Source organism: Streptomyces sp. NPDC059994, from assembly GCF_042737755.1.
In the GTDB taxonomy this organism is placed as follows: domain Bacteria; phylum Actinomycetota; class Actinomycetes; order Streptomycetales; family Streptomycetaceae; genus Streptomyces.
On the sequence record NZ_JBHWUR010000072.1, the window covers coordinates 1 to 21,383 of the forward strand.

Consider the following 21,383-nt stretch of genomic DNA (forward strand, 5'->3'; position numbering starts at 1 on the left):
TTGAGACTTCGAACGCCTCCCTCAACGGCGCGGGAGCCCTGTGCGTTGCGCGACCGCCTGCATCACCCGATCAGTGGGCACACTGAAAACGCTCAATGAGCATCCTGAGTTTCTGCCACCGATGCTGGCGGATGTGGCAGCCCATGAGGAGCCCCGTCGCGTTATTGCGGCAGCCATCGTTCCTTCCTCTGACCGGCGCCCCGCAGGTAACTGGGGCTTGAAAGAACGACCAGGCAAGTACGACGACGGACAGGGCGATGATCACGGCCGGGCCAGCCGTGCCATTGATCCATGCCGCGATGAGTAGAGCACCGGCTAGGACTCCCCACCACTGTCCCAAGCCACCGAGTCGACTGCCCCTCGCCCCCGAAGACGCCATGTTTGTAATGGTGGCGAGGGAGACGATGAGATCGTGGTCTCATCAGGCGCTATGGCCGAAAGCGGCTCTAAGACGGCTGACGCAAGCGCCGATCGCGTATTCGTTCTCGGACTCGGGGGAGAGCTTCGAGGCAGGGAGGGTGGGGAGGCGCGCCTAGCGGTCTGCGTATGCGTTGCGGAGGGTGTGGGCGCCGGGTGGACCTACTAGTCACCGTTCCCGCCACAGCCTCGCCAGCAGTTCGGGGATCAGGTCCAAGCTCACTTGTCGTCGGCCGGAGCGACCCCGATCGGGCAGGAAACCCCCGTCCCTACGAGGGTGTAGCAATGTGACCCATGACGCGACGAGCCGGAATCTATGTTCGGATCAGTCAGGACAGGGGCGGCGCTGGACTTGGCGTCGCGCGCCAGGAGGAGGACTGCCGGGCGCTGTGTGCGCGCAAGGGGTGGGACGTGGTGGCCGTCTACCCGGACAACGACGTCAGCGCGTACTCGGGAGCTCCCCGGCCGAAGTGGCAGGAGCTGTTGGGGGACATCAACGGGGGCGTGGTCGACGCGGTCGTCTGCTGGCACGTCGACCGTCTTACCCGATCTCCCCGCGAACTGGAAGACGTCATTGATCTCGCGGACCGGTGCGGCCTCGAACTGGCCACTGTCACGGGTGAGATCGACTTGGCAACGCCGACCGGTCGCATGATCGCGCGCATGCTGGGGGCTGCCGCGCGACACGAGGCGGAGCACAAGTCCGAGCGGCAGAAGCGGCAGAGGCGCCAGGCCGCCGAGGCGGGCAAGGTTGCCGGAGGCGGGAAGCGGCCGTTCGGCTACGAGGACGACCGGTTGACGATCCGGGAGAGCGAGGCCGAATACATATGCGAGGGAGTACGGCGCGTACTGGCGAACGAGAGCCTGGCGAGCATCTGCCGGGACTGGCAGGAGCGGAAGATCGTCAGTGCGGCGGGCAAGTCGTGGAAGCCGAGCGGGTTACGCCGCTTGCTGGCATCGGCCCGGATCAGCGGGCGCCGGGAGCACACGCCGCGTAGTTCGTGGGAGAGTACCCGGCCCTTACTGGGGGAGATCGTCGCCGATGCGGTATGGCCGGGGATCATCAGCCATGAGGACTCGGACCGGGTGCGCAGGGTCCTGAGCGACCCGGCTCGCCGGACGACTATCGAGGGCTCGACGAGGCGAAGCTACCTGCTCTCCGGTGTACTCCGCTGCGGGAAGCCCAAGGCGGACGGCAAGCCGTGCGGGTGGGGGATGATCGGCCGCCCGAGGAGCGGAGTTCGGCGCTACGTCTGCCCCAACACCCCTGGCACAGACGCCTGCGCCGGTACGGCCACCAACACCGAGCGTACGGACGATCACATCCGGGACATGGTGCTCGCCGCCCTGGAGTCGGGCGCCCTCATGGAGCGACTGCGGGGGCAGGACACAGCAGGCAACGACCTGTACGACGAGATCCGGACCGATGAGCAGGAACTCGAAGAACTGGCCCGGGATATGGGGGAGCGGCGCATCAGCCGTAAGGAGTGGATGATCGCGCGCGAACCGATCGAGGAGCGGTTGGAGCGGAACCGCGCGAAGCTGTCGAAGGTCTCCCGGGTGGCTGTGCTCATGGGGTTTGTCGGCACCTTCGTGGACATGCAGGCTCGTTGGAAGAAGATGAACAACTCCCAGCGGCGGGCGATCATCAAGGCGTGCGTCCGGTCGATCGAGGTTCGTCCGGCGAACCCGCGCAAGCGGTGGGACCCTGACCGTTTCGTTTTCGACTGGGTCGCGTAGCGCAGTCGGCCTCGGCGGGCTGGACGGGGGCGATGAGCGTGAAGACCTGTGCGACTTTCTCGATCACGGCAAGGTCCTCGATCACCGGCGGAAGCCCTTGCCGGGCACGAGAGGCGGTGACTCGCTCCCTGAGCTCATCCGGCACCAAGGGCGCCCCTAGCCGGTCCGCCGATGGCATCCCGTGCCGTTTCCCGGCTCGTGGCCAAGTCCTCTGCGATGCCCGACGCGATGAGGGCGGCGCCGGGGGTGTGGCCGGAGCCGGTGTAGCGCCAGTGGGCATCGGTGATCGCGCCGGGCGCGTCGCCATGCCCCTGATGTTCGGCGCGGTCTGCGCGTAGGGCGGTGTAGGTGGTGGAGTAGGCGCGGGATTTGGTGAGGATGTGGCCTCGGTAGCCGAGGGTGTGGGTCCAGGGGCGCAGGCGCAGGGGTGCGTATTCGGGGAGGGTGCCGAGGCGCCAGCAGGTGCGCATGAGGGTGCGGACGTGGCCGGTGACGTGGGCCGTGTCGATGTCGTGCCGGGTGGTGAGCCGGTAGTCGGTTCCGGCGCCGGTGTCGCTGGCGCTCTTGGTGACGTACTTCGCGATGTACGCGGCCACCGCGTCATCGTCTGGTCCGCCGCCGTCGGCGCGTAGCGGGCGGACGTCGATCTGGATACCCCAGCGCAGGGCGAGTTGGCCGGTGGCCGGGCTGTAGGGGGTGCGGACGACGACCCGGTGGGCGGAGGCTCGCACGGCGTCGGCCAGGCGGTCGGCGGTGCCCCAGGGCGGGGGTTCGTCGCTCGGTCCGGCGGGGCCGTCGAGGCGGACGACGGCGTGGACGTGGACGGCGGCGCGCTTCTGGTACTCGGCGACGCAGGCGAAGGACAGCCGGGCGTGCTGCGGGAAGTGGGACTGTACGAGCCCGGCCGAGGTGGCGAGGTGGCGCCGGACGGCGCGGGTGAACCGGTCCCACAGCATCCCCGCGTGCGCGTGCCAGAGCACGTGCGCCGGGTAGTCGTAGCAGTCGGTGCAGAGGGGTTGGCCGACCTGGGGAGCGTCCGTGTCGTGGAGGGCGCCGCAGCCGAGGGGGCGCCCGTGTTCGCAGGTGCCGCCGTCGCGGCGCGGTCGGCATCGTTCGCCCGCCCGGTGGACGGGGCCGAAGGACGGGGCGGTCAGGGTGATGAAGAGGCGGGGCCGGTCGCGGACCGCCGGGGGAACGTTCTTGCCGCCGACCAGGCCCGCGCGGACGAGGTGGAAGGTGTCGCCCGCGTGGAGGCGGGAGCACGGGGCGCAGACGCTCGCACGACGGTTGCGGCAGCGGATCAGGAGGCGTCCGCCGGGTTCGGTGCGGGTGTCGTAGTGGTGCAGGCACTCGCCGGTCGCTTCGTCCCATGTGGTCGTGTGGCCGGAGAGGTGGATGGGGTGGGCGCAGCCGCCGGTGGCGCGTACTTGGTCGAGCCAGCGGGTGAACTGGGGGTCTTGGGCGAGGCGTATCGCGTCGCGGTCGGTGTCGGTGAGCTGACGCAGGCGCGCCGCACGGTTGAGGTGGGCGCGCCGGTCGGCCGGGGTGAGGTCGGCTGTGATGGCGGGGACCTTCCGCAGGGGGCCGCCGCAGCGGCCGGGTGGATGGTGGGCGGGGTGGTGTGGTCCATGCGGGCCTCCGTGGTGATCAGTTCGGGTGGTTCAGCGGATGGTGCCGGTGCCCCGGCAGACGCGGCAGCGCCGACGCCGTCCGGTCCAGGTGGTGCGTGCCCCCTCGCCCTTGCAGGCGGGGCAGCGCACGCGGTTCATGGGCATGATGTGCGTCCTTTCTGCTCGGGTCAGGGGGAGGTGAAGCCGTTAAGGAACCAGCTCACGAGTCCGTCGATGGTGAACAGGACCGGGGTCTGGCCCAGGTACATGCCGAACAGGCCGATGCAGACGGCTTCCCAGGGGCGCACGTCGCGCGAGCGCACCAGCAGGACGGAGATGATCCCGAAGACCACGACGAGCGGCAGTGCCGCCGATTCGCTGATCACTGCTCGCCCCCTGCCTGCGCCGCGAGGGCGCGGTCGAAGGCGGGCAGGTGGGGTGTCATGGCCGCGTACTTGCGTGCGGTCGCGGTGGCTTCCTCGGTCGGCGTGAGGTGCGAGCGGGCCCGGGACCAGCCGCCGTCCGGGCCGGTGCACACGGCCACCCCCTGCTCTGCTGGGGTGATCGACTGGGCGACGGCCACGGCGTCCTTGTTGAGATCACCCAGGGTCATCTCCGCCGTGCCGGGGTCGTTGACCCGGTGGCAGACCCGGCCACCGAGCTGCGCCCGCAGCGCCGTCACTCCGGGGCCGAGGTCGGAGCCCACCCGCTGTCCGGCGACCACCAGGTGCAGGCCGAGCGCGGCCCCGAGTTGGGCGATGCGCAGCAGCAGGACGGAGCACTGCTCCGCCTCGGTCTTGCTCTGGCGGGTGCCGTCCGAGAGGTACAGCTCCGCGAGTTCGTCGACGATCACGACGACCGGTACCGGCCGCAGCTTGTCGGGCAGCTCCCAGATCGAGCGGACCCCGGCCGCCCGGCAGATCAGCATCCGCTCGTGCATGTCGGTCACGAGCGCGGCCAGCACGGCGACCGCCTCACGTCGGCACGTGGTCAGGGCGCTGAGCCGGGGTGAGAACAGGCCCAGTTCCATGCCGCCCTTGCAGTCGATGCCGACCAGGGCGACCGGCTGCGGGGCGAACTGCGTGATCAGCCGGGCCAGCAGCGTGGACTTCCCGGACCGGGTGGCGCCGGTGATGAGCCAGTGCGGCACCAGCCGCAGGTCCATGACCCAGGCGCCACCGCTCTCCAGGGCACCGATCAGCGCCGACAGCAGCACGGCGGGCGCGGTCGCCGGGCCCGGCCGCTCCAGCGGGTCACTGGCCGTCGCGGTCAGCAGCACCAGGCCGCGTTCGGGGGAGGTGACCCGTACCGCGTGGACCTTCCACGCGTGCATGAGCGCGTCGGCCGCCTTCATGTACGTGGCCGGGGTCTGCCCCGGATGCAGGCGAACGATCACCGACAGGCCCATGAGGGTGGCCCGGGGAAAGGAGATCCGGGGTGTGATGGGCCGCAGCGGATCGCCCTTGACCACCAGGTCCCCGACCAGTCCGCGTGGCGGGCGCCGCGAGACGGACAGGTCGTTGAGCATCGCGACCTTGCGCCAGGTGAAGACCACCCGGCAGCAGGTCACGGGGTAGCCGGTGACGTACCAGTGCCAGGCCGGACGGGTCCGGCGCAGCAGGTCGCCCAGGACGAGGGACCAGGCGAGTGCGGCGAGTGCCAGCGCGAGCAGGATGGCCCCCATCACGCACCGCCCGCCTTCGGTAAGGCCGCCGGGGCGGGAGTGATCGCGTCGGCGCGGAAGCTGATGCCGTGCCGGTCGCCCATCGACCAGGCGAACGCGATCAGTCCGGTGACCTTGACGATCATTCCTTCCTCGATGCCGCGCGGCTCGCCGCTCACGGCGATCTCGATCACCGATATGCGGCGGGCGTCCTGGCGGACCGTGACGGCCACGGTGTACATCGGGTTGCCGTCACGGTCCGTCTTCACCTCCCCGGTCTCGGAGTTGGCGATCTTCTTCTCAGGTGCGATGGCGCACCGCAGTACGCCCAGTCGTGTCGTGTCCACGGGAATGGACTGCATGATCTTGGCCTCCCAGGCCGCTCACGACGCCAGCCTCATGCTGACGTCACTTGTCCTAACGAGTTGGAACTATGCGCCCCTGTACGGGAGTTGGGCAAGTACTTATGCTGACGAGTGATGTCGCGCGTGCGACGTGCCTACGTCCCCACCACACCCACGACAAAGGTGTCCAGATGAGCGAGATGCAGCGCCCCGGAGCCCTCTACCAGCAGGTCGCCGCCGCCATCCGCGAAGCGATCCTGTCCGGCGAGTTCGAGCCCGAAGCCCCGCTCCCCTCCGAGTCCCAGCTCATGGCGCGCTACCGGGTTTCCCGGCCGACCGTCCGCAACGCCGTCGCCGCCCTGCGCGCGGAAGGGCTGATCGACGTCCGGCACGGCAAGGGCAGCTTCGTCCGCTCCAGTGGCCTGCCCGCCCTCACGATCGAGCGCCGGATCAGCCGCACGACCGGCGGACGGTTCACCACCCACGACGACACCGAGTGGGAGGCAGTCGACGAGCCGACCGTCTACCGCTCCCACACCACCAAGACCACCGGCCGTCCGCTCGGACTGGCCGAGGAAGAAGCGCTCTTCGGCTGCGACCGACTGCTGACCGACCCGGCCACCGGCACGCGCATGATGCACCGCACCTTGATCCCCTTCACGACCGCCGAGGCGACCCCTGGCCTGGCTGAGGCACCGGACACACCCCCGGAGGCGATCTACGCGCTGCTCACCAAGGCCGGGCACAAGCTGTGGTGGTCCGAGACGGTACGCGCCCGCATGCCCCTGCCCGACGAACGCGCCGCCCTGCGCCTGCCCGACGCCACGCCGGTCCTGCACACCAGCCGCGTCACGCACGGCACCGACGACCGCCCCCTGCTCCTCGAAGAACTCCGCGTCGGCGCCGACCGGGCCGAACTCGCCTACAAGATCACCGCCGACCAGCAGCCCGCCCGGCGCACCCGCACCTGAGTGCCAACGGCCATCGGTCGAAACAGTCTTCACTTCCTCAAGGGCGCGCCTGCGGCGCGCCGGGCCGCCCGGCCGCCCCGGCCGGGCATGCGGCGTGACCGCCGGTCCCGGCCGGACGCCCGACGCCCCGCACCACGTACCCAAGGCCGCAAGGCGTCGACCGGCCGACGAGGGCCGGTGTCCACGGGGCTGGGGGTCGACGGCCTCCGAGACTTTAGGCAGCTCCCATGGGGCGAGCCTCGAAGAACAGGGGGCCCATCGGGCACAACAGCGGGCAGGGCAGGTGCCCGCCCGATTCGCCGGGCCAGCGTAGGGCCCCCTGTTCACTCGCCCCATGGCAGCTACCGCCCAAAGTCTCTCCGGCCGGCGACGTGCCCACGCGCACCACCCACCAGGCAGAACACCCCTCACAGCGCGCCGCCGTCACGCGCGGCAGCCGCCTCCAGGAGCGCCGCGAGCCGGTCCACCGCCACCGGCCAGCCCGCCACCCGCACCACCCCACGCCCGTCCCCAGCCGTCGCCGCAGTCGCCCGCAGCTGCGACAGCTCGAAGCCCGCCGCCAGCAGCGCACGGTTCAACCGGTCCGCCGCCTTACGCGCCTCGCGCCAGCCGGACAGGTAGTCCACGCCCGGCGACCACAGCCCGACGTCCATCTCCACCGCGTCCAGGCCGTCGTACAGCCCCTCGCCCTCCATGCCGTTCACGACAGTCCACCTCTGTCCGGTCTCGGGTAGTACCTGATCAACTCCCTTGTGTGCCAAGACAGAAGCGCAGCACAACGGCCCCGGATACCATCTGGCACCGGGGGCCGCAGTGTCCCCAGCCGGGCCACCCTTCGCTTACCAGGGCAATGGGGTGGCCCGGCCCGCTTCCGGCCTACGAAGGCCGGAAGTTATCAACCGTGCAAAAACGGATCGCTGATCACCGCCAACGGCACATAGACAGTGATCCAGAAGATGACGATCCCAAGGCGAACAGGCGCTGTCGCATCAGCCTGCCCCGTCCTGCTCCAGTAACTTCGCCCTGAAGTACGAAGTCGTCACGGCCCGGAATCCGGTGTGGCCGGTAGCGCCCGCGTGCCGCAGGCACCACACTTCGGGGACTTCCTTGCCGTCCGAGGCTTCGGACGAGTCGTTGCACGTCGTGCACTGACTCTCGAAGATCGGCCCGCTACCCGAGGTGTCGAGCTGCAACGCCCAGTCCGCGAAGCGCCAAATCGCCCGAGGAGTCGTCATGGCCGCCCCCTTCTCGGTTTCCCGCGCGCAGCCCGGCCGCCCCGGTTCACCATCAGCACGTCACTGGCCTTCACCCGTAGCGCCGGGCCGGAGCGGAAGAGCACCACCACCTGTGACCCGCTGGAGCGCTGTCGGTCAGCGCGGACCGCCTTGACCTCTCGCCACTGGCCGTGTGTGTGGACCAAGTCACCCCGTTGAACCCGCAGCGCAGCCACCCGGGCCATCAGGCTTCACCCCCTGCCGCGTTGACCACGGCCCACACCGATTTGCCGATCCCGTCACGGTCGTCGACCCCCCAGCGAGCGGCGAGGCTGTCGACGAGGATGAGTCCCCATCCACCGGTCTCTCCCGGTACGCGCGCTGCGGGAAGCTCGTTGTCCGCGTCATGGACCTCGATGCGGACGCCGTCTCCTTCACGCTGATACCGCGTCTGGATCTGGCTCCCAAGTGGCACATGCGTGTGCCGGACCGCATTGGTGACCAGCTCGGAAAGCACCACCAACGCCGTGTCTTCGACGGCACCCAGGTCCCAACCGGCCAGCGTTTCCCGTAGCACGGACCGCGCCCTACCGACGCTGCGAGCGCTACGGGCCCAACGGCGAACCACCGTCGTCCCGTTCGTCACTGCCGCATTCGTCTTCATGGACCCAGAGTTGCGGCGCGCAATCGCCCGAACGACCTCAGCGCGATTACCCACGGTGGGTAACATCACTGGGACACGCCACAGCGATCCACGGAGCCGATCCCGGAGCGTCGCTCATGTCCAAGCCCGAGGCATCACAAGATCTCCCGGCGCGCTTATTGAATGACGTCGAGATGATCGAAGCCTGCCGTGAACGCGACTTCTCAGAGATCTTCAAATTGGTGAAGCGGGCCGGTGTCTACCCTGCTCTCATCGCGCGTCGCTGCGAGCTGACGCCGAGCCGCGTAGGCGAGGTGATCAAGGGGCAGCGGGTTATCAAGGACATAGCGGTGATCGAGCGGGTTGCCGACGGCCTGCACATCCCCGGCCACATGCTCGGCCTCATGCGGCGGGGGTGGGAGGGAGACGAACGGGCCTCACTGACCGCGTCGTTGACAGCCGGTGATTCCAGTCTGGCCCCGACGCCGGACGAGCTCTGGGTGGCGTCACCGGGCGAGGACATCACGGACCCTCAGTTCGCTACGACTCTCATCGAGAGCCAACTCCCGCTGCACTACAAGAGCGCCAACTACTTCGGCGCACGTCAACCACTTTCCACGGTCGTCCACCATGCACAGACGATCGACCGCCTGTTACGGGACGCCAATGGTTCAACCCGGGACGAGTTGCTGCGGCTCGGGAGCCGGATCGCTGAATTCCTCGGCTGGCTGTACCAGGATCTCGGAGATTTCCCCGTAGCCGGATATTGGTCGGACCGGTCAATGGAATGGGCCCAGGAGGCGGCCGACGATCACATGCAGTCGTACGTACTCTTCAGGAAGAGCCACCAGGCCGCCTCACAGGCGAATGCCGAACGGGCGATCGGATTGGCGCGCGCGGCTCAGCGAGTGCCGAACCTGACGTCGGGAATCACCGCCCTGGCCGTTCAACAAGAGGCCACGGGCTACGCGTTGCAGCGCAACCCCAGAGCAGCGCTCGCGAAGTTCGACGAGGCACACGAGTACGCGTCGCAGTCCACCGAGAACGACCCGCCGACCAGGCTCGACACCTCGTACTGCACCCCGACGTACATCGAAATCCAGCGGGCGAACTGCTGGATCGATCTAGGTGAACCCCTGCGTGCCGTCCAGCTCTTCGAGGACGAGATCGCTGCACTGCCGCAGATCTACCGGAACGATCGAGGTGTCTATCTCGCGCGGCTCGCTCGTGCGTACGCCAAAGCCGGTGAGCCCGAGCAGGGCGCGAAGGCCGCCACGAAGGCTCTCGCGATCGTCACCCAGACCGGGTCGGCAAGGACGCTCACCGAGTTGGAGGCAGTGATTCGCGCTGCCGGGCCGCAGCGGAACGTACCCGCCGTGGCGACGTTCATCGAGCGCTTTGAGATCGTTCGCGACCGACTCGCTACCTAGTCGGACCGCAGACGATGAGGGAAGCTGGGGGCATGGACGAACTGATCACGCAGGCGACGTCCGGAGACGAGCGCAACAGAGGACCGGCCGTCGCAGTCCTCCCCGTGGGGAGCTTCGAGCAGCACGGCGACCATCTCCCACTGATCACGGACACAGCGATCGCCTGTCTGATCGCGAAGCGGATCGCGGACGATCACGACCTGTTCCTCCTGCCGCCGATCACGGTCTCCTGCTCCCACGAGCACGCGGCCATGCCGGGCACGGTCAGCATCAGCGCGGCCACCCTGTACGCCATGGTCAACGACATCTGGCGATCACTGAAGGCGTCCGGTGTCCCCGGCCTGCTGATCGTCAACGGGCACGGCGGCAACTACGTCCTGTCCAACGTCGCCCAGGAGCTGAACGTCGACGGCCCGCGAGTCGCCCTGTTCCCCGTCTCGGAGGACCGGGCCCGCGCCCGCGCGGACGCCGGACTGGAGAGCACCGGAGCCGAGGACATGCACGGCGGAGAGTTCGAGGTCTCCCTACTCCTCCACGGCGCGCCCCACTTGGTCCACGACGGCATCGAACAGGACGACCACTCGGCCCCCAGCCGCCCGAACCTGCTCACCCTGGGCATGGCCGGGTACACCACGAACGGGATCATCGGCCAGCCGTCATTGGCCACGGCCGCCAAGGGCAAGGCGATCTTGGATAGCTTCTCGGAGTCGGCCCGCGCTCACCTTTCCGTGATCGGTCGCAGAGCGAGCTGACCGTGGCAGTCCGGCGGGCACCCAGCCAGGTCAGTCCTCCGCAGGAGCGATACCCGTTGGGCAAGACGCCCCCCAGTTCGTCTCGAACGGGTCGTCTAGCTTGACCCCCGTCCCCCCGATCCCGCAGTACCCGCCAGGGTTCTTGTCCAGGTACTGCTGGTGGTACGGCTCCGCCGCATAGAACGTACGCCCCTCCGCCGGCAGGATCGTCGTTGTGATCTCGCCGTGGCCCGAGGCCGTCAGGACCTTCTGGTAGGACTCGCGGGATGCCGTGGCCGCTGACGCCTGGGGCGCGGTGTGGGTGTAGATCGCGGAGCGGTACTGGGTGCCCACGTCGTTGCCCTGGCGGAAGCCCTGCGTGGGGTTGTGGGACTCCCAGAAGAGCTTCAGGAGGGCGGCGTAGGGGACGACCGACGGGTCGTAGACCACGCGGACCGCTTCCGTGTGGCCCGTCAGGCCCGAGCAGACCTCGTCGTACGTGGGGTTCTGCGTGTAGCCGCCCTGGTAGCCGACCAGGGTCGTCCACACGCCCTCCGTCTGCCAGAACTTGCGCTCGGCTCCCCAGAAGCAGCCCAGGCCGAAGTCCGCGACCTCCAGGCCCTCGGGGTAGGGGCCGAGCAGCGGGTTGCCCAGGACCGTGTGGCGGTCGGGGGCGGTGAATTCCGGCTCGGGGCGGCCCTTGAGGGCCTCCTCGGGCTTGGGAAGGACGGGCGTGCGACTGTTCAGGAACATGCTGGGGCTCCTCGGCCGGGGTGGCGGCGACGGTTCGGGTCCACCCCTTGCAACGTTCCGGGGTTGGGCCGGATTCCCCCGGCCCCGAGAAGCCCCAGGCCCCCGCCTCAGCGCGGCAGCGTCGCCGGGTTGCCCCCGTTCGCCTCGTACCCCGCCACCGCCAGCGCGCGGTATATCGCGTACTCCGCCGCCGGGTCCTCGGACAGCGTCCACGGCAGTGCGCCCACGAAGCCGTCCAGGTGGACGAACTGGTCCATCGACTCCGACCAGCGCTCCGCGCGGACCAGGAAGAACGCCAGCAGATGGCGGACGTGGGCCAGGACCGGGTCGCCGGGGCGGGCCGAGTGGACCGCGTGCAGGGCGCCCTCCAGGGCGCGGCTCACCACCATCGTGCGGTGGAAGTCCGTGACCAGGACGATGTCGGGCATATGCTCGTACACCGCGAACAGCGGCAGCGCGGCCAGCAGCGAGCCGTGCGGGGCCCGCGCCGCCGCCGACGTGGCGAACTCGTCCGCCAGCACGCGCGAGCCGTGCCACTTCTCGCACCAGTAGTGGAGGGCGGACAGATGCGCCCCCATGTGGTTCGGGGCGCGGTCCATCACCTTGGCCCAGAGCTGCTCGAACTCCGGGTGGGGGTACGTCAGTCCGCGCGCCACCGCCAGTTCGACGATGTACGGGATCGGGTCGCCCGGGGCCAGCAGCGACGCCTCCGCGCAGACCGCGCGGGCCTCCTCCAGGATGATCCGGAAGTCGTCCTGGCCGGCCGACGACGAGCGCCACGCCTGCTGGACCAGGAACTCCGCGTGCACCTGCGCCGCGCCCGCGTCCTCGGGGGCCTCGGAGCGCCACTTGCGCAGCCAGGCGCCGCCCACGCCGGGGCGCTGCGCCAGCTCCAGCGAGGCAGCGCCCGCGAAGGCCTGGACGCGCTGCCAGCGCACCTCGCCCTCCTTGGGCGTGCCGGCGAGCAGCTGCGCCGCCGCCCGCCACTCCTGGGTGGCCTGCACCACGTTCAGTACGTCCAGGAGGTCCTGGTCCGGGCCGGGCAGCCGTACGTCCAGCTCCTCCTGGCGCGCGAACCCGTACTCCGCCGGGTCCGCGGCGTCGGGCGAGCCCGGCTCGGCCAGCTGGATACCGGCCCGACGGCGCCGCACCCACGGGCTCAGGGCCATCGTCAGCATGCACACGGCGATCAGGATCCAGAGAATCTCCATGCCTCAAGCGAACCAGACCCCACTGACATCTGGCCAACCCGGGCACCGGCCGGGCCCCCGTCGACCGCTGCCCGGCCCCGGCCCCGGCCCCGGCCCCGGTCTCACCGGACGGCGACCCGGATCTCAGGAACCGGCGAGCGCACCCACCCCCGCCACCGGCGAACTAGGCTCTGGACCATGAGCCACGAGCACCTCGACAAGAGCTTCGAGACCATCGCGATCCACGCCGGCAACACGGCGGATCCGCTGACCGGTGCGGTCGTACCCCCGATCTACCAGGTCTCCACGTACAAGCAGGACGGCGTCGGCGGGCTGCGCGGCGGCTACGAGTACAGCCGCAGCGCCAACCCGACGCGGACCGCCCTGGAAGAGAACCTGGCGGCGCTGGAGGGCGGTGTCCGCGGGCTCGCCTTCGCGTCCGGGCTGGCCGCCGAGGACTGCCTGCTGCGTTCGCTGCTGGCCCCGGGCGACCACGTGGTCATCCCCAACGACGCGTACGGCGGTACGTTCCGTCTCTTCGCCAAGGTCGTCTCCCGGTGGGGCGTGGAGTGGTCGGTCGCCGACACCTCCGACCCGGCGTCCGTGCGCGCCGCGGTCACCGACCGTACGAAGGCCATCTGGGTCGAGACGCCCTCGAACCCGCTGCTCGGCATCACCGACATCGCGGCCGTCGCCGCGGTCGCCAAGGACGTCGGGGCCAAGCTGGTCGTCGACAACACCTTCGCGAGCCCCTACCTCCAGCAGCCGCTCGCGCTCGGCGCGGACGTCGTCGTGCACTCCCTGACGAAGTACATGGGCGGTCACTCGGACGTCGTGGGCGGCGCTCTCGTCACCAACTCGGCCGAGCTGGGCGAGGAGTTGGCGTACCACCAGAACGCGATGGGCGCGGTCGCCGGGCCGTTCGACTCCTGGCTGGTGCTGCGCGGCATCAAGACGCTGCCCGTCCGCATGGACCGGCACAGCGAGAACGCCGGGAAGATCGCGGAGATGCTGACCCGCCACCCCAAGGTGTCGCAGGTGCTCTACCCGGGGCTGCCCGAGCACCCCGGCCACGAGGTCGCGGCCAAGCAGATGCGCGCCTTCGGCGGCATGATCTCCTTCCGGGTCACCGGCGGCGAGCAGGAGGCGGTCGACCTGTGCGCCCGCACCAAGGTCTTCACGCTCGGTGAATCGCTGGGCGGCGTCGAGTCGCTGATCGAGCACCCGGGCCGGATGACGCACGCCAGCGTCGCCGGGTCCGCCCTGGAGGTGCCGGGCGACCTGGTGCGTCTGTCGGTCGGCATCGAGAACGTGGACGACCTGCTGGCCGACCTCCAGCAGGCGCTGGGCTGACGGTTCACGTGGGGGTCCGGGCGTCCCGGACCCCTCAGAACCCCTCCACCGGTGGCGCCACCGTCGACGGCGGCGCCACCCAGGGATGCACCCGCGAGGCCCACACCGCGAAGACGACCGCCGCCGCCACGATCACCAGCCACATCAGCCGCCGCGCGGCCCGGCGGCGGCGCAGCAGCCGCAGGCCCGACTCGGCGGCGCGTAGGGCGAGTTCGGCCGGTACCGGTGGGTGCGGGCCCTCCAGGAGGCGGCGGACCTCCGCCTCCTTGCGGTCGGGCAGGCTCATGACACCCCCTCCGCGGTCGTCCGCGGGCGCGGGTGCCGGGGGCCCGCGGGGGCGCTGCGCATCGTCGCGATCGCGCGCGTGCAGATCACCCGGACCCGCTCGGACGGCAGGCCGATCAGCGCGGCGACCTGCTCCTCGGCGACGCCCTCGTACAGCCGCAGGACCAGGACGAGCCGCTCCTGCGGAGTGAGCCGGGCCAGCACGCCCGTCGCCCGGTCGCGATGGCGGTGGTAGCGCCAGGCGGTGCTCGCGAACCTGGCCGCCAGCTCCTGGCGGGTGCGGTCGTACGGGTCCTCGCCGCGCTCGGGGTCCCAGTGCGCGTACGTCCGCGCAAGGGCGGCGGTCAGCAGGCGCCGGGCCCGCTCGTTGCGCTCGGGCGGCTCGCCGGTGAGCAGGGTGGCCGCATGCAGCAGCCGGCCCCCCGCGCCCGCCACGAACGCCTCGAACTCGCGGGCGCTGCGGCGCTGCCGTTCCGTCTGCCGCTCGCGCATGGCCTCATATGAAGCCCGTGCGCGCGGCGGGTCAAGAGGTCGGCGCCGCCGGGTCCTGGGCGGCCGACTGCCGTGCCGAAAGAGCGGAGTTGAAGCGGGTCAGGAGGGTGCAGAAGGACTCGCGTTCCTCCTCGCTCCAGCCGTCGGTCACCTGCGCCATGAGCTCGCGGCGCGAGGAGCGCACCTCTTCGAGGCGGGTCTGGCCGCGCGGGGACAGCTGGAGCACGACCGCGCGGCCGTCCTCCGGGTGCGAGGTCCGTTTCACCAGGCCCGTGTCGACGAGCGGGGCGACCTGGCGGGTGACGGTCGAGGAGTCGATGCCCATGCCGGCGGCGAGCGCCTTGACGCCCATCGGGCCTTCCTGGTCGAGCCTGTTGAGCAGCAGATACGCCGCGCGGTCCATCGAGTTGCGGACCTGGCCGACGCCGCCGAGACGGGTCTGCTCCGCGCGGCGCGCGAAGACGGCCACCTGGTGCTGGAGGGCATCGAGGAGACCTGGGTCGAGATGGGAAGTCATGTCCTGAGTAGTGGGCATGGCCGGGGCTCTCTCGTGCGGCGGTCGGGGTGGTGGGGGAAAGAGTACGCGGCCGGACCGGTACGCGTACCGGCCCTGCGCAAAGCTGCGGACAACTGCCGGGAGGATCCGGCGCGGAACGGCCGCCAAGCCCATGAGCTGCGAGACTTGCGGTCATGAGCTTCAGTACGCCTGACCCCTTTCGTCCCCTGATCCTCGATGACGTCCGCGGCGCTCAGAAGATGCTCTCGGGGGTCGCCAGGATGACCGCGATGGAAGGGTCCCGGCATCTGTCGCACCTGGTCGGCGCCCCGGTCCACCTCAAGTGCGAGAACCTCCAGCGCACCGGCTCCTTCAAGCTCAGGGGCGCCTACGTACGCATCGCCGGGCTGCGCCCCGAGGAGAAGGCGGCCGGGGTGGTAGCCGCCAGCGCGGGCAACCACGCGCAGGGCGTGGCGCTGGCGTCCTCGCTCCTGGGCGTGCGCTCCACGGTGTTCATGCCGGTCGGCGCGCCGCTGCCGAAGGTCGCCGCGACCCGGGAGTACGGGGCGGAGGTCATCCTGCACGGCACGGTCGTCGACGAGACGCTGGCGGCCGCCGAGGCGTACGCGCGCGAGACGGGCGCGGTCTTCATCCACCCCTTCGACCACCCGGACATCATCGCGGGCCAGGGCACGGTCGGCCTGGAGATTCTGGAGCAGTGCCCGGAGGTGCGCACGATCCTCGTCGGGGTCGGCGGCGGGGGCCTGGCGGCGGGCATCGCGGTCGCGGTGAAGGCGGTCCGCCCCGATGTGAAGGTCATCGGCGTGCAGGCGGCGGCCTCGGCCTCGTATCCGCCCTCACTGGCCGCCGGGCACCCCGTCGCGATCGACCCGGCGCCGACGATGGCCGACGGGATCAAGGTGGGGCGGCCCGGGGACGTGCCGTTCGCGCTGATCAAGGAGTTGGTGGACGGGATCCGCACGGTATCCGAGGACGATCTGTCGAGCGCGCTGCTGCTCTGCATGGAGCGGGCCAAGCTGGTCGTGGAGCCCGCCGGGGCGAGCCCGGTGGCGGCGCTGCTGAGCGATCCCGGGGCGTTCCGGGGGCCGGTGGTGGCGGTGCTGTCGGGCGGCAACGTGGACCCGGTGCTGCTCCAGCGGATCCTGCGGCACGGGATGGCGGCGGCCGGGCGCTATCTGAGCCTGCGGCTGCGCCTGCCGGACCGGCCGGGGGCGCTCGCGGCGCTTCTCAGGTCACTGTCGGTGGTCGACGCCAACGTCCTCGACGTGAGCCATGTACGGACCGATCCGCGGCTCGGACTCACCGAAGTGGAGGTGGAGCTGCACCTGGAGACGAAGGGACCGGAGCACTGCCTGGAGGTCGGGGCGGCGCTGCGGGAAGAGGGGTACCAGGTCATCTCCTGACCGGGTGACCGGGGTGCTCCCCGGCCGGTCGGCCGGGACCGGTCCGGAACGGGCCGGATGGCCGTGCCGCTTCCGCCGCTCGCACCGAAGTCGTCGTACCCCTTGAGGAAACGCGATACATCGCGTTAGCCTGTGCTCCGCGCCACAGTTCCACCGGGCATCACATGCCCGGGCGAATCCAGGATTCGTGTACGAAACGACACCCGCGACACCCAACTCTGGGGGTACCCGACATGCCAGGCGCCATCTATGCCGAAGGCCTGGTGAAGACGTTCGGCGACGTAAAGGCTCTGGACGGCGTGGACCTCGATGTCCCCGAGGGCACGGTCCTGGGCCTGCTCGGCCCCAACGGCGCCGGCAAGACCACCACCGTGCGCGTCCTGACCACCCTGCTCCAGCCCGACAGCGGCCGCGCCACGGTCGCGGGCATCGACGTGCTCAAGCATCCCAACGAGGTGCGCCGCGCGATCGGTCTGTCCGGTCAGTTCGCGGCGGTCGACGAGTATCTGACCGGCCGCGAGAACCTCCAAATGGTCGGCCGGCTCTACCAGATGAAGGCCAGGCAGGCGAAGGCCAGGGCGGACGAGCTGCTCGACAGGTTCAACCTCGCCGACGCGGCCGACCGCCCCGCCAAGACGTACTCCGGCGGTATGCGCCGACGGCTCGACCTGGCCGCGGCCCTGGTCGTGTCGCCGCCGGTGATGTTCATGGACGAGCCGACGACCGGCCTCGACCCGCGCAACCGACAGCAGCTGTGGGAGGTCATCCAGGAGCTCGTCGCGGGCGGCACCACCCTGCTGCTCACCACGCAGTATCTGGAGGAGGCCGACCACCTCGCGCACGACATCTGCGTGGTCGACCACGGCCGGGTGATCGAGCGCGGCACCGCCGACCAGCTCAAGGCCCGCACCGGCGGCGAGCGCGTCGAGGTCGTGGTGCACCGGCACGAGGAGATCGAGCCCGCCCGCGCGGTGCTCGCCGGGTTCGGCAAGGGCGACGTCGCCGTCGTCGAGCACACCCGCAAGCTCACCGTGCCCGTCACCGGCGGCGCCAAGCTGCTCGCCGAGGTCATCCGCGAGCTCGACAACCGCGGAGTGGAGATCGACGACATCGGGCTGCGCCGCCCGACCCTCGACGACGTCTTCATCTCCCTCACCGGCCATGTGGCCGAGCAGAAGGACGAGGACGAGAAGGAGGGCTCCAAGTGACCGCCGTCGTCGAAACCCCGCACCTCACAGCCCCGCAGCCGCGCGGCGGCATAGTCCAGTCGGTCAACGACTCGCTGGTCGTGGCCAAGCGCAATCTGATCCGGATGATGCGCATCCCCGAGATGATCATCTTCGGACTGATCCAGCCGATCATGTTCGTGGTGCTGTTCAGCTACGTCTTCGGCGGCTCGGTCAACATCGCCGGCAGCACCGACCCGGCGCAGTACCGCGAGTTCCTGATGGCGGGCATCTTCGCCCAGACCGTCACCTTCGCCACGGCCGGCGCCGGCGCGGGCATCGCGGACGACATGCACAAGGGGCTCATCGACCGGTTCCGGTCGCTGCCGATGGCCCGCGGCGCGGTCCTCACCGGCCGCACGCTGGCCGACCTGGTGCAGACGGCCCTGACCCTTGTGGTGCTCGCCGCCGTCGGCCTGCTGGTCGGCTGGCGCGTCCACCACGGCATCCCGAAGGCGCTCGGCGCGTTCGCGCTGCTGCTCCTGCTCGGGTACGCGTTCTCCTGGATCGGCGCCCTGATCGGCCTCACGGTCCGTACACCGGAGGCGGCCACCTCCGGCGGGCTGATCTGGCTCTTCCCGGTGACGTTCGTGTCCAACGCGTTCGTCGCCACGTCCGGGATGACGCCGTGGCTGCGGCACGTCGCCGAGTGGAACCCGTTCAGCGCCACCGTCCAGGCCTGCCGGGACCTCTTCGGGAACCCGGGCGTGGTGCCGTCCGAGGCCTGGCCGATGCAGCACCCGGTGGTCGCCTCGCTGCTCTGGTCGCTGCTGATCATCGTGGGGTTCCGGACCCTGGCGGTGCGCAAGTACCGCTCGGCGACGGCCTGACGCACACGGCGAAGCCCCCGGCGGCCCCGGAAAGGGCGGCCGGGGGCTTCGCCTACGTACGGAGCGGGCTCAGCCCGTGTACGGCGTGGCGGCGAGGATCCTCACCGAGGACTTCCTGCCGTTCGGCAGTTCGTACTCGGCGTCCTCGCCGATCTTCTTGCCGTTCACACCGGAGCCGAGCGGGGACTGCGGCGAGTACGTCTCGATCTCGGTGGACGCGTACTCACGCGAGGCGAGCAGGAACTCCAGGGTGTCGTCCTCGTCGCCGTCGAAGGCGATCGTGACGAGCATGCCGGGGGCGACCACGCCGTCCGCGGCGGGCGCCTCGCCGACCTTGGCGTGCTCAAGGAGCTGGGTCAGCTGGCGGACCCGGAGCTCCATCTTGCCCTGCTCCTCCTTGGCCGCGTGGTACCCGCCGTTCTCCCGGAGGTCACCCTCCTCACGGGCCGCCGCGATCTTTACGGCGATCTCCGTGCGCGCGGGACCAGACAGATACTCCAGCTCGGCCCTGAGCTGGTTGTACGCCTCCTGGGTCAGCCAGGTGACGTTGTCGCTGGTCTGGGTCACAGGTGCTCCTCGTCGGTACTGGGAATACAAGCGCATCGCCCTACCCAGAAGGATGTGCCTTCTAGGGCGGGCGAAACCACGAGCCTAACAATTCAGGGCGCGAAGGGGGAGGACGAAAACCGCAGGGACAACGTCGGCGCAGGTCAGAGTGGACGAGGCGGCGGAATCGACCGGCGGGGCAGCCGGGCGCGCGGCGCAGGACCGGTCCGGGCCGCGCGGCGCAGGACCGGTCAGACCGACTTGCAGCCGACCAGGTCGACGGCGGTCGCCCGCGAGGTGGTCTGGACGGTGATCAGCTCGTCGATGCGGCCCTGCTTCTGTTCGAAGCGGACGTCCTTGCGGCCCACCTCGTCGCCGCCGGTCTCCAGGGCGCGCAGGGTGCAGACACCGGTCTCGCCCCTGTCCTTGCGCACTTCCAGGTGGACCTGGACGGCCTTGGCGGAGACCACCTTGAACTTGATGACCTCGGCCGACACGGACTGGCCGCCCACGTAGTCGTAGCCGATCCAGCCGACCACACCGAGCAGGGCGACGCCGAGGACCGAACCGATGATCTTGAGCTTGCGGTCGGCGCGCTGGTCCGCGGTGCGCCCGTAGCGCCCCTCGGGAAGCGGTTGGCTTGCCGCGGCCATGGTCGTCCTCCTGCTGCTGGGGGTGCCAGGAATTTTCCGCCCCCCGATTCGGTCACTATAGAAGCCGCCCATCGCGCCGGATCACAGAGGGCAACACCCAGGGCGCCGAATCACTGAGGATCTTGTCTTGACTGAGCAGCTGCGACTGATGGCCGTGCACGCCCACCCCGACGACGAGTCGAGCAAGGGCGCGGCCACCATGGCGAAGTATGTGTCCGAGGGGGTGGACGTGCTGGTCGTGACCTGCACGGGAGGCGAGCGCGGCTCCATCCTCAATCCGAAGCTCCAGGGCGACAAGTACATCGAGGAGCACATCCACGAGGTACGCAAGAAGGAGATGGACGAGGCCCGCGAGATCCTCGGCGTCAAGCAGGAGTGGCTGGGCTTCGTCGACTCGGGTCTGCCGGAGGGCGACCCGCTGCCGCCGCTGCCCGACGGCTGCTTCGCCCTGGAGGACGTGGACAAGGCGGCGGGCGAACTGGTCCGCAAGATCCGCGCCTTCCGTCCGCAGGTGATCACCACGTACGACGAGAACGGTGGCTACCCGCACCCCGACCACATCATGACCCACAAGATCTCCATGGTGGCGTTCGACGGGGCGGGCGACACCGAGAAGTTCCCGGAGTCCGAGTACGGTCCGGCGTACCAGCCGCGGAAGCTGTACTACAACCAGGGCTTCAACAAGCCGCGCACCCTGGCGCTGCACCACGCGCTGCTCGACCGGGGCATGGAGTCCCCGTACGGCGAGTGGCTGGAGCGCTGGAAGGAGTTCGAGCGCGTCGAGCGCACGCTCACCACGCACGTTCCGTGCGCGGACTTCTTCGAGATCCGCGACAAGGCGCTGATCGCGCACGCCACCCAGATCGACCCCGACGGCGGCTGGTTCCGGGTCCCGATGGACATCCAGCGGGAGGTCTGGCCGACGGAGGAGTACGAGCTGGCGAAGTCGCTCGTGGACACTTCCCTCCCCGAGGACGACCTCTTCGCGGGCGTACGCGAGAATGCCTGATATGAGCGCAAGCCTGGCACTGACGCACTTGGTCCCGCTGGCCAAGGACATCGACAACGACAAGGTGACGCCCGGCGTCCTCGGCTTCATCGTCTTCGCGGCGCTGGCCGTGGGCGTGTGGCTGCTGATGAAGTCGATGAACCGCCACATGGGGAAGGTCGACTTCGAGGAGGGCCCCGAGGCGGGTGGGGCGGCCCCGGCTGTCTCGACCGCCCCGGGCAAGGGCGACCCGAAGGCGTAGGTGCCCCGCTGGGGTGCGGATGCGTCTGCGGGCCCGCTGTGGCTGGTCGCGCCCACGCGGCGGAGCCGCATATGTCACAGCCCCGCGCCCCTAAGGGGCAGGGGCCCGGCCCCGACGAGGGA

The 21,383-nt window shown here is 70.1% G+C and carries 24 protein-coding genes; 10 read left to right on the top strand and 14 right to left on the bottom strand.

Features of this window, described 5'->3' with window-relative positions; genetic code table 11:
- Positions 1-711: 711 nt before the first annotated feature.
- Positions 712-2,157, top strand: a complete 1,446-nt coding sequence (locus ACFWA7_RS28150) for a recombinase family protein (RefSeq protein ID WP_385825809.1) — start codon at positions 712-714, stop codon at positions 2,155-2,157.
- Positions 2,158-2,291: 134 nt separating this feature from the next.
- Here the strand turns inward: ACFWA7_RS28150 and ACFWA7_RS28155 are convergent, their stop codons facing one another.
- The 4 genes from ACFWA7_RS28155 to ACFWA7_RS28170 all read right to left on the bottom strand — a co-directional run bounded on the left by ACFWA7_RS28155 (position 2,292) and on the right by ACFWA7_RS28170 (position 5,792).
- A complete protein-coding gene (locus tag ACFWA7_RS28155) occupies positions 2,292-3,737 on the bottom strand; it encodes a replication initiator (protein ID WP_385825840.1) in 1,446 nt (481 codons plus the stop codon).
- A gap of 218 nt (positions 3,738-3,955) precedes the next feature.
- A complete protein-coding gene (locus ACFWA7_RS28160) occupies positions 3,956-4,153 on the bottom strand; it encodes a hypothetical protein (RefSeq protein ID WP_385545591.1) in 198 nt (65 codons plus the stop codon).
- Positions 4,150-5,451, bottom strand: a complete 1,302-nt coding sequence (locus ACFWA7_RS28165) for an FtsK/SpoIIIE domain-containing protein (protein ID WP_385825811.1) — start codon at positions 5,449-5,451, stop codon at positions 4,150-4,152. The genes ACFWA7_RS28160 and ACFWA7_RS28165 overlap by 4 nt, the downstream gene beginning before the upstream one ends.
- The gene (locus tag ACFWA7_RS28170; protein ID WP_385545588.1) at positions 5,451-5,792 is read right to left on the bottom strand and encodes a hypothetical protein; all 342 of its coding nucleotides are present in this window, start codon (positions 5,790-5,792) and stop codon (positions 5,451-5,453) included. Before ACFWA7_RS28170 ends, ACFWA7_RS28165 begins: the two co-directional genes overlap by 1 nt.
- 173 nt (positions 5,793-5,965) lie before the next feature.
- On the opposite strand from ACFWA7_RS28170, the gene ACFWA7_RS28175 reads away from it, so the two are divergent.
- Positions 5,966-6,745, top strand: coding sequence for a GntR family transcriptional regulator (locus ACFWA7_RS28175; protein ID WP_385825813.1), 780 nt, complete (start codon positions 5,966-5,968; stop codon positions 6,743-6,745).
- A 407-nt stretch (positions 6,746-7,152) separates the two neighbouring features.
- Here the strand turns inward: ACFWA7_RS28175 and ACFWA7_RS28180 are convergent, their stop codons facing one another.
- The 3 genes from ACFWA7_RS28180 to ACFWA7_RS28190 form a co-directional block, all read right to left on the bottom strand.
- Positions 7,153-7,440 carry a hypothetical protein gene (locus ACFWA7_RS28180; protein ID WP_385545620.1) on the bottom strand — a complete coding sequence of 96 codons (288 nt, stop codon included), beginning with the start codon at positions 7,438-7,440 and terminating at the stop codon, positions 7,153-7,155.
- A 294-nt stretch (positions 7,441-7,734) separates the two neighbouring features.
- A complete protein-coding gene (locus tag ACFWA7_RS28185) occupies positions 7,735-7,980 on the bottom strand; it encodes a hypothetical protein (protein WP_385825815.1) in 246 nt (81 codons plus the stop codon).
- Between the two features lie 223 nt (positions 7,981-8,203).
- Complete coding sequence (locus tag ACFWA7_RS28190; protein ID WP_385545579.1) at positions 8,204-8,623, bottom strand: ATP-binding protein; 420 nt, start codon at positions 8,621-8,623, stop codon at positions 8,204-8,206.
- Positions 8,624-8,739: 116 nt separating this feature from the next.
- Between ACFWA7_RS28190 and ACFWA7_RS28195 the strand changes: the two genes are divergently transcribed.
- Together ACFWA7_RS28195 and ACFWA7_RS28200 are read left to right on the top strand one after the other, a co-directional pair.
- Positions 8,740-10,032, top strand: a complete 1,293-nt coding sequence (locus tag ACFWA7_RS28195) for a tetratricopeptide repeat protein (RefSeq protein WP_385825817.1) — start codon at positions 8,740-8,742, stop codon at positions 10,030-10,032.
- Positions 10,033-10,064: 32 nt separating this feature from the next.
- The gene (locus tag ACFWA7_RS28200; RefSeq protein WP_385825819.1) at positions 10,065-10,784 is read left to right on the top strand and encodes a creatininase family protein; all 720 of its coding nucleotides are present in this window, start codon (positions 10,065-10,067) and stop codon (positions 10,782-10,784) included.
- A 30-nt stretch (positions 10,785-10,814) separates the two neighbouring features.
- On the opposite strand, the gene msrA is transcribed toward ACFWA7_RS28200, so the two are convergent.
- Together msrA and ACFWA7_RS28210 are read right to left on the bottom strand one after the other, a co-directional pair.
- Entirely contained in the window at positions 10,815-11,516 is a 702-nt protein-coding gene (gene msrA, locus ACFWA7_RS28205; RefSeq protein WP_385545569.1) for a peptide-methionine (S)-S-oxide reductase MsrA, read from the bottom strand.
- 107 nt (positions 11,517-11,623) lie between these two features.
- Positions 11,624-12,727: a hypothetical protein gene (locus tag ACFWA7_RS28210; RefSeq protein ID WP_385545566.1), complete on the bottom strand. Its 1,104-nt coding sequence runs from the start codon at positions 12,725-12,727 to the stop codon at positions 11,624-11,626.
- 177 nt (positions 12,728-12,904) lie between these two features.
- Between ACFWA7_RS28210 and ACFWA7_RS28215 the strand changes: the two genes are divergently transcribed.
- Positions 12,905-14,059 (top strand): cystathionine gamma-synthase, encoded by a 1,155-nt coding sequence (locus ACFWA7_RS28215; RefSeq protein WP_385545563.1) that lies wholly within the window; start codon positions 12,905-12,907, stop codon positions 14,057-14,059.
- A gap of 34 nt (positions 14,060-14,093) precedes the next feature.
- On the opposite strand, the gene ACFWA7_RS28220 is transcribed toward ACFWA7_RS28215, so the two are convergent.
- Genes ACFWA7_RS28220 through ACFWA7_RS28230 form a run of 3 tightly spaced genes read right to left on the bottom strand, consistent with a single transcriptional unit; the run spans position 14,094 to position 15,371 of the window.
- Complete coding sequence (locus ACFWA7_RS28220) at positions 14,094-14,345, bottom strand: hypothetical protein (protein ID WP_385545560.1); 252 nt, start codon at positions 14,343-14,345, stop codon at positions 14,094-14,096.
- The gene (locus tag ACFWA7_RS28225) at positions 14,342-14,836 is read right to left on the bottom strand and encodes a sigma factor-like helix-turn-helix DNA-binding protein (RefSeq protein WP_385545557.1); all 495 of its coding nucleotides are present in this window, start codon (positions 14,834-14,836) and stop codon (positions 14,342-14,344) included. The genes ACFWA7_RS28220 and ACFWA7_RS28225 overlap by 4 nt, the downstream gene beginning before the upstream one ends.
- A 31-nt stretch (positions 14,837-14,867) precedes the next feature.
- Positions 14,868-15,371 carry a MarR family winged helix-turn-helix transcriptional regulator gene (locus tag ACFWA7_RS28230; RefSeq protein WP_385825821.1) on the bottom strand — a complete coding sequence of 168 codons (504 nt, stop codon included), beginning with the start codon at positions 15,369-15,371 and terminating at the stop codon, positions 14,868-14,870.
- 155 nt (positions 15,372-15,526) lie between these two features.
- On the opposite strand from ACFWA7_RS28230, the gene ilvA reads away from it, so the two are divergent.
- The 3 genes from ilvA (at position 15,527) to ACFWA7_RS28245 (ending at position 18,812) form a co-directional block, all read left to right on the top strand.
- Positions 15,527-16,756, top strand: coding sequence for a threonine ammonia-lyase (gene ilvA, locus ACFWA7_RS28235; protein WP_385545551.1), 1,230 nt, complete (start codon positions 15,527-15,529; stop codon positions 16,754-16,756).
- Between the two features lie 233 nt (positions 16,757-16,989).
- The gene (locus tag ACFWA7_RS28240; RefSeq protein ID WP_385825823.1) at positions 16,990-17,964 is read left to right on the top strand and encodes an ATP-binding cassette domain-containing protein; all 975 of its coding nucleotides are present in this window, start codon (positions 16,990-16,992) and stop codon (positions 17,962-17,964) included.
- Positions 17,961-18,812 carry an ABC transporter permease gene (locus ACFWA7_RS28245; protein ID WP_385825825.1) on the top strand — a complete coding sequence of 284 codons (852 nt, stop codon included), beginning with the start codon at positions 17,961-17,963 and terminating at the stop codon, positions 18,810-18,812. Before ACFWA7_RS28240 ends, ACFWA7_RS28245 begins: the two co-directional genes overlap by 4 nt.
- Positions 18,813-18,881: 69 nt before the next feature.
- Here the strand turns inward: ACFWA7_RS28245 and greA are convergent, their stop codons facing one another.
- Together greA and ACFWA7_RS28255 are read right to left on the bottom strand one after the other, a co-directional pair.
- Positions 18,882-19,379, bottom strand: coding sequence for a transcription elongation factor GreA (greA, locus tag ACFWA7_RS28250; RefSeq protein WP_385547431.1), 498 nt, complete (start codon positions 19,377-19,379; stop codon positions 18,882-18,884).
- 230 nt (positions 19,380-19,609) lie between these two features.
- Entirely contained in the window at positions 19,610-20,011 is a 402-nt protein-coding gene (locus ACFWA7_RS28255) for a DUF4307 domain-containing protein (protein ID WP_385825827.1), read from the bottom strand.
- 127 nt (positions 20,012-20,138) lie between these two features.
- Between ACFWA7_RS28255 and mca the strand changes: the two genes are divergently transcribed.
- Both mca and ACFWA7_RS28265 read left to right on the top strand, forming a co-directional pair.
- Positions 20,139-21,020 (top strand): mycothiol conjugate amidase Mca, encoded by an 882-nt coding sequence (mca, locus tag ACFWA7_RS28260; RefSeq protein WP_385825830.1) that lies wholly within the window; start codon positions 20,139-20,141, stop codon positions 21,018-21,020.
- Entirely contained in the window at positions 21,013-21,261 is a 249-nt protein-coding gene (locus tag ACFWA7_RS28265) for a hypothetical protein (protein ID WP_385825832.1), read from the top strand. The genes mca and ACFWA7_RS28265 overlap by 8 nt, the downstream gene beginning before the upstream one ends.
- The last annotated feature ends 122 nt before the right edge of the window (positions 21,262-21,383 follow it).

Coding starts and splice junctions, on each gene's coding strand:
- ACFWA7_RS28210 (WP_385545566.1), bottom strand. CDS start 12,727: ATGGAGATTCTCTGGATCCTGATCGCCGTGTGCATGCTGACGATGGCC.
- msrA (WP_385545569.1), bottom strand. CDS start 11,516: ATGTTCCTGAACAGTCGCACGCCCGTCCTTCCCAAGCCCGAGGAGGCC.
- ACFWA7_RS28195 (WP_385825817.1), top strand. CDS start 8,740: ATGTCCAAGCCCGAGGCATCACAAGATCTCCCGGCGCGCTTATTGAAT.
- ACFWA7_RS28175 (WP_385825813.1), top strand. CDS start 5,966: ATGAGCGAGATGCAGCGCCCCGGAGCCCTCTACCAGCAGGTCGCCGCC.
- ACFWA7_RS28225 (WP_385545557.1), bottom strand. CDS start 14,836: ATGCGCGAGCGGCAGACGGAACGGCAGCGCCGCAGCGCCCGCGAGTTC.
- ACFWA7_RS28265 (WP_385825832.1), top strand. CDS start 21,013: ATGCCTGATATGAGCGCAAGCCTGGCACTGACGCACTTGGTCCCGCTG.
- ilvA (WP_385545551.1), top strand. CDS start 15,527: ATGAGCTTCAGTACGCCTGACCCCTTTCGTCCCCTGATCCTCGATGAC.
- ACFWA7_RS28230 (WP_385825821.1), bottom strand. CDS start 15,371: ATGCCCACTACTCAGGACATGACTTCCCATCTCGACCCAGGTCTCCTC.
- ACFWA7_RS28150 (WP_385825809.1), top strand. CDS start 712: ATGACGCGACGAGCCGGAATCTATGTTCGGATCAGTCAGGACAGGGGC.
- ACFWA7_RS28220 (WP_385545560.1), bottom strand. CDS start 14,345: ATGAGCCTGCCCGACCGCAAGGAGGCGGAGGTCCGCCGCCTCCTGGAG.
- ACFWA7_RS28240 (WP_385825823.1), top strand. CDS start 16,990: ATGCCAGGCGCCATCTATGCCGAAGGCCTGGTGAAGACGTTCGGCGAC.
- ACFWA7_RS28180 (WP_385545620.1), bottom strand. CDS start 7,440: ATGGAGGGCGAGGGGCTGTACGACGGCCTGGACGCGGTGGAGATGGAC.
- ACFWA7_RS28165 (WP_385825811.1), bottom strand. CDS start 5,451: ATGGGGGCCATCCTGCTCGCGCTGGCACTCGCCGCACTCGCCTGGTCC.
- ACFWA7_RS28190 (WP_385545579.1), bottom strand. CDS start 8,623: ATGAAGACGAATGCGGCAGTGACGAACGGGACGACGGTGGTTCGCCGT.
- ACFWA7_RS28200 (WP_385825819.1), top strand. CDS start 10,065: ATGGACGAACTGATCACGCAGGCGACGTCCGGAGACGAGCGCAACAGA.
- ACFWA7_RS28215 (WP_385545563.1), top strand. CDS start 12,905: ATGAGCCACGAGCACCTCGACAAGAGCTTCGAGACCATCGCGATCCAC.
- ACFWA7_RS28185 (WP_385825815.1), bottom strand. CDS start 7,980: ATGACGACTCCTCGGGCGATTTGGCGCTTCGCGGACTGGGCGTTGCAG.
- ACFWA7_RS28170 (WP_385545588.1), bottom strand. CDS start 5,792: ATGCAGTCCATTCCCGTGGACACGACACGACTGGGCGTACTGCGGTGC.
- ACFWA7_RS28255 (WP_385825827.1), bottom strand. CDS start 20,011: ATGGCCGCGGCAAGCCAACCGCTTCCCGAGGGGCGCTACGGGCGCACC.